This window comes from Bacteroides sp. AF20-13LB, assembly GCF_003603065.1.
Classification (GTDB): Bacteria; Bacteroidota; Bacteroidia; order Bacteroidales; family Bacteroidaceae; genus Bacteroides; species Bacteroides uniformis.
The window spans coordinates 1-11,866 of sequence record NZ_QTMH01000009.1 but is presented as its reverse complement, the minus strand read 5'-3'; the positions used below and the strand labels follow the sequence as shown (position 1 = coordinate 11,866).

The window sequence follows — 11,866 nt, the reverse complement described above, 5'->3', positions numbered from 1 at the left end:
TATCCCTTACATCAAAGATAAATCCCAATCCAGCTTTGCCAGCCGCATTTATTTCTTTTTTCAGGAGAATTTTCTTTATGGCTATCGCCATGAAAATTCACCTGAAAAAGAATGCGGCGGCAAACGGATTGGCATTAAAGAAAAGATTACAGGGATTAACTGCGACCGACGTGACGCATAGTCGTGAATCAAAGGCGGCTATCCTTATATTCTATATATAGCCTCACAAATACTGTGAAAACCCACTTTCCCAAATAACAAAACATAGTCTGTTTATCAAATCCCGAAATAAGACAGGGATTTCAGCTCCCTCCGATCTGCATAGTCCTGTGGCTTTGCTATGCTTTTATTCCAACTCTTCCTACTTCTTTTCATTCTTTTTCTACTGTTTCTACATTCTTTCGTAAGCGTCTCCGCGATGACGCAAAACAATGTAAAATAGTCCTATTAAGATACACAAAAGCACTTGATAACGATAATGTTATCAAGTGTAATTAGGTCAGACAAGAGTAATCCTGCTGAAAAGTATAATTATGATTTATGCCACTTGTCAGGCAAAAGTTCCCGATACGCTTCAATAGATGCAGTAGGTGGTAATGTTGCCGAACGATTCATTATATCAGAGATATACTCGAAGAAATTTATCCCTCTTTGGCGGCATGAACATGCCAGTGAATAATAAATAACAGCCCGGTTTGCCCCGGCATGGCTTCCGAAGAACAACGAATTGTGCCGCATAAGTGATATGCAACGATTAACCCGCTCGATGGCATTATTATCAAGTTGGTAATTTGGTGAGGTAAATATATTCCATATATCCGACATTTCGTTCTGCATATACGTAACGGCTTCATAAATATCGGAATCTGGAATGTAACCGGGGCGTTTTGTAATTTTGGAAAGCTTTTCTTGAATCTCATCAAGTATCGGCGGAGCGTATTTTTGTCGGAAACGTAGTTCTTTTGCCTCGGTCCACCCATCCACTCCAATTGTATGAAGGTGATTGTTGTGATAAAGCCGGTTAATGAGGCTTACAATCTCCTCCGCATCGGGATCTTTTTCGCAATCCTTGAATTTTCTTTTTATATGCTGGAGGCATGGCAGCCTCATTATATTCGGAAATCCTTGTTTCCCTAGTTTACGATAAGCGGTCAGACCGTCACTTTGAATAGTTCCTTTATAGTCCTTCAAAAAATCAAAGATAATTTCCTCTTTTCTGGAACCGTCTTCATAGAAAAAATAAACCAGTCCCAAATTATGAGCTACCGCCACCCAGACATAACCTTTTTTGACATGTAGACCGTTCTTGCCGGGTTCTTTAATGAGGACTTTGGCGTAGGTCTCGTCACATCCCATATATTTGTCTGATAAGACAGCCATGCGCATGGTATTGTAAAGATTGTCAAGAAGTACTGCCGCTTTCTTGAGCAGGTTATGCGCAGTCGACTTGGGCAATTCAAATCCGTTGTCCTTGAAATATTTAACGATACGCTCCACCGGCATTGTGTACATATAGCGTAACTGCGCCATTCCCGCAATGAACGAACCGTCATAGTTGGAATTGAATAACGGCTTGGCCGGAAGCTTACCGGAATATACCGTACCGTTCTGGCTGTAGAAATATTGCCGACGTATGCGCTTGATGAATTTCCCCGGTATATATTCATAGGATATGGAATCCCTGAATTTCATAAAACGGGCCAACACCGGATTAAAATCCTTGTCCGTGGGATACAATTCCTCCATGACAGTCTCAATATCGAAATATTCCTTACGTTTTACGCCGTTGTTCCCTCTTTCTTTGGGAGCATAGGCACTCTTGGTCGGAGAAGAGGAGGGCATGGTTTTATTTTCAACTTCCGAGGAGGTCATAACGGATGGTTTGTGCTTTTCAGACTTGTTGGATACAAGCTTTGACAGCCCCTTGTTTATCCTCTTCTGCTTGTTTACGTCCGCATCCTTTTCCAATAATGCTTCCTGCATGGATGTTATGGTCGACATCAGTTCCTCGCGTTTAAGATTGGCTATGGCGAGTTCAGTCCGGAGTTCCTCTATGGTCTTTCCCAGGTCGTCAATGCGCGCCAGCAAGACCCGGTTGGTCTCGTTGGCGACATCCAACTGTTGTTGTAGAACCAATGTAAAATCAGAACTTTTCATACCATAAAAATAATGAAAAAATCTGATTTTACCAAGCGGATTTTGATATTATTTCTTTGTATATCAAATAATTATCAGTTGCTACAGGCAATTCTAAAGCGTTTTTTAAAACGGAGTTCTTGAGCAGTTATCCCTCGCATTATGAAATAAAACGTGTACCAGTCAAGTTCGTACACGCCTTTTTCCGTGCTATAACGAGGAAGGTCAAAAGTGCCTCTTGTGAGCCGTTTATAATATAGGATAAAACCGTCTCCATCCCAACGAAGAAGTTTTATACGTTTCCGGTCATGGGAAAAGAATACAAATATATCTCCTGAAACCAATGAAAGTGCAGGATGGGTATAAACTAGTTTGGAAAGGCCGTCAATACCATAACTCATACGGACAGGTTCCGGAAAGAAAAAGTACCGGTTGTTTTCTGATAGTTCAAACATGGTGTCGGGAGTATTTATTTTCGTCTTTGGTCTTTATCATAAGTATACAGGAATGTACACAATTCTATGACAGAGCATTCCTCCACATGAATGCTCTTCCCGTCAGGACAGCTAATAGTCACTCCTCTGAACATATCAGAGCGGGTCCCACCATTGGGCCGGAACTGAACCATGACCATGGAAGACTGCCGGGGAATCTTCGCATTGAGGCTTGCTGCCTTTTGCAATTGTCTGACGCTAACCTTCATAAATCTCATCCAGCGTAACATGTCATAATAACTTGTTCCCATTCTGGCGCAATGAACTTTCAACGAATAACGTGGATTGGAATCCAGCTCTTTCCGGTATGTATCCAGTGTCTTTCCGAATCTTGCTTGTGCCTTGTCCCCGTTGGAAGGGTGCGGAATATAAGGCTGTCTGCTGCCTTTGGGAACCTCTATGCCTTTGGCTGCACATATTTGCGCCCGTATGGAGAAAAAATCCATATTGTTAATTGCCAGCCAATTCGCCATTCCCCTATAACTGATATTGTGCCTTTCACAAAAATCAACGAAACGTAGATTAATATCATTATCAAGTTCAGTCTTCAAGAGTCCGAGGCTGTTTAAGTACAATTCATTTGAATTTTGAGGCAGACCGGTCTTCAGGCGTACTTCATTGCATAGTCTGGTGAAGCTTCTTCCGGTGGTTCGGAGCCATCTGTTAAAATGGTCATAATTGATTGAATGCTTTTCGCAGAACGATACTAAGGATTTTTTAGGATCTTGAGCCAGTTCTTTTTTTAGAACTTCCAACAATGTAGGATATTCCAAGGGAATCGGGTTGGGATTTTCTATTACCATGATTCGTTTTTTTATTGATTTATGCAAAAGTAAAAGTCGTTTTTGAGATGCGCTATACGTCATCGCGGAGACGCTTACCTTCTTTCCTATTCTTCGTATGACATTTGATGACACCTGATGACATCTAATGTCATCTATTTGTAAATCAATTGTTTACTCAATTTATCACTTTACATTTGGACTGTGAAACAAATCAAGTAGTCACTCAAAACAAAAGATTATGGCACAAGAAAACAGTCCTGACAAGGAAAAAAGGCAAGGCCGGACTAAGAAACCGGAAAAGCCTTATGTGGAACAAATTGACGAACTTCTGCTGGTACATAACAAGAATGACCCAAAGGAGGGTTTGAGAGTAATCAGTAAGATGGACGAGAAAGGCAATTATCAGACGGTTACACCGGAAGAGAAGAACGAGAACTCATTTTTGAAATTCGACAAGAATTCGAGTATTCTCGAAAACTTCATCAAGAACTTCTGGAGCCAGCTGAAGGAGCCTACGCATTTCAGGCTTATCCGCATGACCTTCAACGATTACAAGCAGAACAAACAGGCTCTCAAGGACCTGGCCGAAGGCAAGAAGACAGACGCGGTAAAGGAATTTCTGAAACGCTATGAAATCGTACCGAAGGCAAACAATCAGAAAAACAGTCAAACAAAAGAGGAGGAAACAACAATGGCAAAGAAACAGGAACAGACAACACAGGCTCAGCCTGAACAGGTATCACAGGTGGAAGCTGCCGCACAGGGGCGCGAACAGCAGGAACCACAAGGTCAGCAGACACCCACGTACCGCTACAACGAGAACATGATTAATTGGGAGGAACTGGGTAAGTTCGGCATATCCAAAGAAATGCTGGAGCAGTCCGGACAGCTTGACAGCATGTTGAAAGGATACAAGACCAACAGAACCATGCCGCTGACACTCAACATTCCTGGGGTACTGACCGCAAAACTTGATGCACGCCTTTCGTTCATATCCAACGGCGGGCAGGTCATGCTGGGCATCCACGGTATCAGAAAGGAACCTGAACTGGACCGTCCTTATTTCGGACATATCTTCACGGAAGAGGACAAGAAAAACCTGCGTGAAAGTGGAAACATGGGACGCGTGGCTGACCTTAACCTGCGTGGCAACACGACAGAGCCGTGTCTGATTTCCATTGACAAGAATACCAACGAACTGGTAGCCGTACGGCAGGAGCATGTCTATATCCCGAATGAAATCAAAGGGATAACCTTGACTCCGGACGAAATCCAGAAACTGAAAAACGGAGAACAGATATTCGTAGAGGGAATGAAGTCCAATCAAGGTAAAGAGTTTAATGCCAATCTGCAATATAGTGCGGAAAGAAGAGGCATCGAATTTATCTTCCCGAAAGACCAGGCCTTCAACCAGCAGACACTCGGCGGTGTGCCGCTTTCCCCCATGCAGCTCAAAGCGTTGAACGAAGGACACACCATCCTTGTAGAGGATATGAAACGAAAGAACGGCGAACTGTTTTCTTCCTTTGTTACCATGGACAAGGTTACAGGCGGGCTCCAATATACGCGCCACAATCCGGAAACGGGAGAAATCTACATACCAAAGGAAATCTGTTCGGTACAGCTCACACCGGAGGACAAGGAAGCGTTACGCAAAGGGCAGCCCATCTATCTTGAGAACATGATCAACCGTAAAGGTGAGGAATTCTCGTCATTCGTCAAGCTGGACCTGGCAAGCGGAAGACCACAGTATTCCAGAACTCCGGACGGTTTCAACGAACGACAGGCACCAGCCATCCCGGCTGAGGTTTACGGACACCTGCTTTCGGCACAGGAAAGAGCTAATCTTCAGGACGGAAAGGCTATCCTCGTAACGGGTATGAAAGGTCCCAACGGCAAACCGTTCGATTCCTATCTGAAAGTAAACGCAAACACCGGACAGCTGCAATATTTCCAGGAAAATCCGGATGTGCGCCGCAATACTTCACAGCGTGCTTCACAGACTGACAATACCCAGCAGCAGGAACAGAAGAAGGGAGCAAAACAGGCTGTCTGACCTGAACGGGATTCAAATCATTCAAATCATCAACTACTAAAAAAGGAAAGAACATGAACAAGACCAATCATCATATCTACAAGACTGAACAAATCGACTGGGAGAAACTGGAATCGGTAGGTATCAGCAGATCGCAAATTGAAAAGGACGGAAACATGGACCTGCTCCTTCAGGGAGAGGAAACCAATGTCATGTCCATTAAAATCAAGACTCCTGTATTTTCACTGACCATGGACGCCACACTCAGTCTGATTGAAGACGAGAATGGAAATCCGGTCATCAGCGTAAACGGTATCAACCCTTCAGGTGAATAAATAAGAAACCATAATGTATCATCTCTCTTTCCATACGGACTTACCGTATGGAAAGAGATAAAAACAGAATTTATCATGATTGCCATATTAACAGACAAACCAAGTGTAGGAAAAGAAATCGGAAGAATCATCGGTGCAACCAAAGTAAGAAACGGATATGTGGAAGGAAACGGCTACATGGTTACATGGACTTTCGGGAACATGCTGTCACTGGCCATGCCGAAGGACTACGGAACCCAGAAGCTGGAACGGAATGACTTTCCTTTCATCCCGTCCGAATTCGAACTGATGGTACGGCATACACGCACCGAGAACGGATGGATACCGGACATTGATGCCGTGCTCCAGCTTAAAGTAATCGAGAGGGTGTTTCAGGCATGCGATACCATCATTGCGGCTACCGATGCCAGCCGTGACGGGGAAATGACATTCCGCTATGTCTATCAATACCTGAACTGTACACTGCCTTGCTTCCGTCTGTGGATTTCCTCTCTTACCGACGAGTCTGTGCGTAAAGGCATGGAAAACCTGAAGCCGGACAGTTGCTACGACAGCCTGTTCCTTTCTGCCGACAGCCGCAACAAGGCGGACTGGATTCTCGGAATCAACGCCAGCTATGCCATGTGTAAGGCGACTGGCCTTGGCAACAATTCCCTCGGACGGGTGCAGACACCGGTACTGGCTGCCATCAGCAGACGCTACCGTGAAAGGGAGAACCATATTTCATCGGACAGCTGGCCCATCTACATCAGCCTGCAAAAGGACGGCATCCTCTTCAAGATGCGCCGCACACAGGATCTTCCCGACAAAGAATCCGCAACAATGTTTTTTCAGGACTGCAAGCTGGCACATCAGGCACAGATTACAGGTATCAGTCACAGCGTAAAGGAAATACTTCCACCGGATCTGCTTGACCTGACACAGCTTCAGAAGGAAGCGAACATCCGCTATGGTTTTACCGCATCAGAGGTGTATGACATCGCCCAGTCCCTTTATGAAAAGAAACTGATTTCCTATCCGCGGACTTCCAGCCGTTATCTGACGGAGGATGTGCTTGACTCGCTTTCACCAATCATGGCGCGTCTGCTATCATGGGAGCTGTTCCCTGCCGCTAAAGGAACTGGAGGTATTGACATATCCAGTTTGTCCCGCCACGTAATAAACGCAGAAAAAGCCAATGTACATCATGCCATCATCATTACAGGTATCCGTCCCGGAAATATGTCCGAAAAGGAAATGCAGGTTTACAGACTTGTAGCCGGAAGGATGCTTGAAACATTCATGGCTCCATGCCGCATAGAAACGACAAATGTTGAAGCGGTTTGTGCGGCACAGCATTTCAAGGCCGAACAAACAAGAATCATTGAAGCCGGCTGGCATGATGTGTTTATGCGTTCCGACATGATCCCGACATCGGGATATTCCGTCAAAGAACTCCCCGAAGTGGAGAAAGGTGATACCCTGAATGTATGCGGATGTAACCTGGTACACAAGAAACAGCTGCCGGTAAATCCGTTCACGGATGCAGAACTGGTGGAATACATGGAACAGAACGGACTGGGCACGGTATCCTCACGTACCAATATCATCCGTACACTGGTTAACCGTAAGTATATCCGTTATTCAGGTAAATATATCGTTCCGACCCCGAAAGGCATGTTCACCTACGAAACCATCCGTGGAAAGAAAATTGCGGATACTTCACTCACCGCAGACTGGGAAAAACAGCTGGCCGGACTTGAAAGCGGAATGATAACCGGACAGGACTTCCTGAACAGGATCAGGACTCTCGTCAAGGAAATGACCGATGACATTTTCAACACCTATTCCAAAAAAGAAGAATAACATCCATATCAATATAACCATAAGAAATGCAGGCCGGAAGGTCTGCATTTCTTGTGTCCGTACAGAAAAGAATCTGTTTTTCCGCTTTTAAGCGGCAAAGGTCTTGGATTGCCTGCCTTTTGCCGCAAGGCTGCCCTCAAGGGCTTGGCTGGACAGGAAAAAATCATCCTCGCTGCGCTCCGGTATTTTTTCCTGCCAGGCCTTGCGCAAAAAGGCAATCCAAGAGGCCGGAGGCCTATAAAATCGGGAAAACACATCCCGATGGGATTATTCATTCATAAAATTAAGTATTATGAAACTACAGATTATCGAAAGTATCAGCAAGCATGCGGTAACCCTGGTACTGGTTATCGGAATACTTATGCTGACAGACAAAGGTATCATGCCTACAGGTATGATTGCAATGCTCCTGCTCACCGGAGGAATCATAGGATTTCTTTTCAGAGCTCTTCTACTGATTGTAAGGATAGCATTTATCTTTTTCATTGTCGGACTCCTGTTTTTCTAACCAATAAAACCAACAGATATGAAAACAAGTACATGTATATCTTCTGCTCCTGTCATGCCGGCTGTATGGCCACAGAGTGAACATATCAGACCGGTCAAAAGACGTCTGCCCAATACAGTTGATGAGCCTAAAAACATCGGCTACTATCTGGAATCGCTGCGTGATATTTCCAGCAATCCTGACAGAGAGAATGTCCTGAAAGAATTCTTCAAGGAAACTTATGTATAACCATAAAATTTTTCAATTATGTTTTTTCAATCAATTTATCAGATGATTACAGCAGGTACGGATCTGAATATCAATATCCGTAAAGTGGACAACAGCCTGAGCGTAGCAGTCATGCCACGTCGGAACAGCCTGAAAGAGGATACGCGGCAGAACATGGTGCCGCTGGTAGTGAACGGAACACCGGCAGAACTGGATATGGGCTTCCTGCAGACCATACTCCAACCGATACAGAAGGTACAGGGACTGCTTGTCAATGCGGAAAATTTCGAGAAACAGGCAGAAAAGGCAACGGCACAAGCCAAATCATCCAAGGCTCCAACAGTACCGGCCGAATCAAAGGAAGCCAGGGAAAAACGGGAAAAGATGGAAAAGCTCCTCAAAAAGGCTGATGATGCAACTGCCGCAAAAAGGTTCTCCGAAGCAATGACATGGCTGAAACAGGCACGGGTACTGACTCCTTCAGAAAAACAGAAGGAGATTGACGAAAAGATGCAGGAAGTACAGAAACAGGCCAGTGCAGGAAGTCTGTTCGGTATGGCAGAGGAACCGGCACCGGTAATTCCCCAACCACAAGGCAGCATAAACGGTCAGCCACAGCCCGGTATGCAAACAAGCATATTCCCGGAGCAGCAGACCCATATTATGAATCCTGAACCTGTCATGCAGCCTGCTCCACAACAGATTCCACAGGGAATGCCTCAACCGGTATATGGAACGAACGGAGCATATATCCAACCTGCTCCAAACCGCCCCGTAATGCAAGGAACAAGTATGCCACAAGGAGCTACAATGCAGCCCTATCCGCAGCAGCCGGCTTACCAGCCTGAGACGGTTCCTTATCCACAACAACATGTACGGCAGCCGACAAACGGCCATATACCGAACGGAACAGCACAGGTACAGAACGGAAACGGACGGGAATACCAGACTGCACCGGCTACACATGAGACATTCTGCTTCGATCCGGAAGACGAGAATGACAGGGAACTTCTAAGAGAGGACCCATATGCGGAATATCCGGATTTTCCGGCTGAGTACCGGATGAAGGACGAGGCACAGGTAGAAATGGTATACTGCTGATATACAAAATAAATGATTTGTAAAACCAATAAACTATAAACAATATGGCACTGGAAATTAAAGGAATGAAAAGAGTATTCAAGATGAAGAAAAACAGTCAGGAAATCGTACTGGACGATCCGAACGTAAACATGTCTCCGGCTGAAGTGATGGACTTCTATTCAATGAACTATCCGGAACTGACCACCGCGACCGTACATGGGCCTGAAATTGAGGACGACCGGGCGGTATATGAATTCAAGACAACCATCGGAGTGAAAGGGTAAGGACATGAAAAAAGGACAACTTAAAGACAAGAAACCATGTACACAACTTACGGAACGGGCTTTGGAAAATTTAGCCAGACTTATCATATCGGAACTCGAAAATACGAACATAAGCCGGGGCATCAGGAGCAGAAAGAAAAGAAAACTCCCTCCAGTAGAAAGCCTCATGGTTTTCTGAACACGAGAATACCTTCCATCGCTCCCGACCTGTATGTGGAGAATGACAGGGATGCAACGGTAAATGTCACCACCAAAGAGAATCTTGATTTCCTGTACCGTTCAGCCATGAAGTATGCGCAGCTCCTGGATGTGGAGCTGCCATACCATCCTACAGGCAGGACTTCCACAAGAGAGAAAATATGCCTGCTATATAATGCGCTGGATTCCATAGTATCTCATCATGTGAATCTGGAACTTGTCGGTGACAGGCTCCAGTTCTGTATCTACCATTTTCATGAATGGCCGGATTATACGCTTTTCTTTATGCCGATAGACTTTACGGAAAGGCTGCACGGTGAAATTAAAAAGGTCGCACTGGAGTTTATCAGGCGGTTCATCAAGCATCACTGGATGATGGATATAACCGATACCCCATATTTTGAGATGTCGGAATCTTATATTGACTGTGTGGACTTTGAGCAACTTGATAACGAAGAGAAAAAGGATTTGTACAGAAAGGAAAAACTCTTCAGGTCATATGAAAAAGGAAGAATCCACAGAAAACTGTGCCGGATGTACACCAAAGCATTTTGCAGGAATCTGGAAGAGCATATCCGAAACTGTAATCCTTCCAACGCCAATGAAAGAAGACTGCTGGAGCTGATTAATGAAGGAATGTCCCTGATCTCAAATGACAGTCCGCATATCATGAATTATGACTATGATTTTGCAAGCGAAAAGGAAAAGGATTTTGAACCACCACCGCTCAATTACCAGATACTACTCGTATATTCCATCACGGATACGGTTACAAAAGATGTTGAAAGCTGCTTCAGTGCCGACTGTCAGGAGACATATAACCAGACTCCCGTATCTTTTATCTTCATCACACCGGAAACAGAGGAACTGTTCAAGCCGGACAACTATCCGGAACGGTTTGAGAAATGGTTTGAGAAATTTGTAGAACATGTTACCAATAATTTATAAACACCATGAATGAACTGACAAAAAACATACAGAAAATGATGGTACCGAAGGCTGCTATCATCGCCTACAAGTATGAAGACAGAAGAAATTCTGACACCAGGTACTTCATAGAATTGCGTCCCATCGGAAAAAGCGGACAGATGGGGGCAGGTATCCCCGTCACATACGAATTCATGAATACCCTGCTGGAATCCTATACGGAGGAAATGAGCGGGATACCGGCAGGCAGAGCCCCTGAAAATATGCTGGCCTGCAATCCGAGAAAAGGACAGGAAGAATATATTTGGTACAATCCGCCCAGAAAAAGACAGATGTTCTTTCACAAGAATCTCAATATACAGGACGGCATGTTCAATCTGCCGGGAATTGTCTACCATGTAAGAAACGGAAGCATGGACGTGTTCGCCTTCAAGGGAAAACGTCCGGTGGAAACGACACCGCTGTTCCGTGCCCCGTTCTTCAACGTGACCGGATCAAGTGTCTGCCTTGGCAGCAGCTCTCTGGAAAAGCCACAGAACCCGACTTTCCTTTCCCTGCTGGAATACTGGGAAAAACGGTTCTGGCTGACTGAATTCTCCCATCTGGGAGGAAATGTCAATCCTACCGTTTCAAATCTTGTCATCGTCACCGAGAACATAAGAAACAATCCGTTCGATATAAACGAACTCAAGCCCATGAATCAAAAACTTAAAGACATACTTCCATGAAAAAGATACATTTTACCGACCGCTACCTGCTCAATCCGCGTCATCCGGTAACAGTATTCGTCATCGGAGCCGGAGGTACCGGCTCACAAGTGATAACCAATCTGGCACGCATGAGCATGGCACTTCAGGCATTGGGCCATCCCGGACTGCATGTCACCGTATTCGATCCCGACACAGTAAGCCAGGCCAATATAGGACGCCAGCTTTTCAGTGAGACGGAACTGGGACTGAACAAGGCCGTATGGCGAAAACGGAGCATACCCACCCACTTAGAACGGCATAATCCACCCACAATTATTGC

At 45.0% G+C, this 11,866-nt stretch carries 12 protein-coding genes; 10 read left to right on the top strand and 2 right to left on the bottom strand.

From position 1 onward, the window contains the following. Window positions 1-531: 531 nt before the first annotated feature. Together DWX62_RS11710 and DWX62_RS21960 are read right to left on the bottom strand one after the other, a co-directional pair. A complete protein-coding gene (locus DWX62_RS11710; RefSeq protein ID WP_165859014.1) occupies window positions 532-2,157 on the bottom strand; it encodes an IS66 family transposase in 1,626 nt (541 codons plus the stop codon). A 448-nt stretch (window positions 2,158-2,605) separates the two neighbouring features. Further along, window positions 2,606-3,433 carry a hypothetical protein gene (locus DWX62_RS21960; RefSeq protein WP_165859012.1) on the bottom strand — a complete coding sequence of 276 codons (828 nt, stop codon included), beginning with the start codon at window positions 3,431-3,433 and terminating at the stop codon, window positions 2,606-2,608. Window positions 3,434-3,653: 220 nt separating this feature from the next. Between DWX62_RS21960 and DWX62_RS11695 the strand changes: the two genes are divergently transcribed. The 10 genes from DWX62_RS11695 to DWX62_RS11655 all read left to right on the top strand — a co-directional run. Beyond that, a complete protein-coding gene (locus tag DWX62_RS11695) occupies window positions 3,654-5,471 on the top strand; it encodes a DUF3945 domain-containing protein (RefSeq protein ID WP_007560992.1) in 1,818 nt (605 codons plus the stop codon). A 53-nt stretch (window positions 5,472-5,524) separates the two neighbouring features. Further along, window positions 5,525-5,785: a DUF4099 domain-containing protein gene (locus DWX62_RS11690; RefSeq protein ID WP_007560994.1), complete on the top strand. Its 261-nt coding sequence runs from the start codon at window positions 5,525-5,527 to the stop codon at window positions 5,783-5,785. A 75-nt stretch (window positions 5,786-5,860) separates the two neighbouring features. Beyond that, entirely contained in the window at window positions 5,861-7,630 is a 1,770-nt protein-coding gene (locus DWX62_RS11685; RefSeq protein WP_120172845.1) for a DNA topoisomerase, read from the top strand. A 292-nt stretch (window positions 7,631-7,922) separates the two neighbouring features. Continuing rightward, window positions 7,923-8,138, top strand: a complete 216-nt coding sequence (locus DWX62_RS11680; protein WP_032946538.1) for a hypothetical protein — start codon at window positions 7,923-7,925, stop codon at window positions 8,136-8,138. Between the two features lie 18 nt (window positions 8,139-8,156). Continuing rightward, a complete protein-coding gene (locus DWX62_RS21810; protein WP_004294135.1) occupies window positions 8,157-8,366 on the top strand; it encodes a hypothetical protein in 210 nt (69 codons plus the stop codon). An 18-nt stretch (window positions 8,367-8,384) separates the two neighbouring features. Next, window positions 8,385-9,446, top strand: a complete 1,062-nt coding sequence (locus DWX62_RS11675; RefSeq protein WP_120172844.1) for a PRTRC system protein E — start codon at window positions 8,385-8,387, stop codon at window positions 9,444-9,446. Window positions 9,447-9,490: 44 nt separating this feature from the next. Further along, on the top strand, window positions 9,491-9,712 hold the full coding sequence (locus DWX62_RS11670) for a PRTRC system protein C (RefSeq protein ID WP_004326366.1): 222 nt from the start codon (window positions 9,491-9,493) through the stop codon (window positions 9,710-9,712). A 36-nt stretch (window positions 9,713-9,748) separates the two neighbouring features. Beyond that, window positions 9,749-10,858: a peptidase gene (locus DWX62_RS11665; RefSeq protein ID WP_120172843.1), complete on the top strand. Its 1,110-nt coding sequence runs from the start codon at window positions 9,749-9,751 to the stop codon at window positions 10,856-10,858. 5 nt (window positions 10,859-10,863) lie between these two features. Then, on the top strand, window positions 10,864-11,565 hold the full coding sequence (locus DWX62_RS11660; protein WP_120172842.1) for a prokaryotic E2 ligase family D protein: 702 nt from the start codon (window positions 10,864-10,866) through the stop codon (window positions 11,563-11,565). Then, on the top strand, window positions 11,562-11,866 hold a 305-nt coding region (locus tag DWX62_RS11655), incomplete at its 3' end, for a ThiF family adenylyltransferase (RefSeq protein WP_207806023.1). The genes DWX62_RS11660 and DWX62_RS11655, both read left to right, overlap by 4 nt.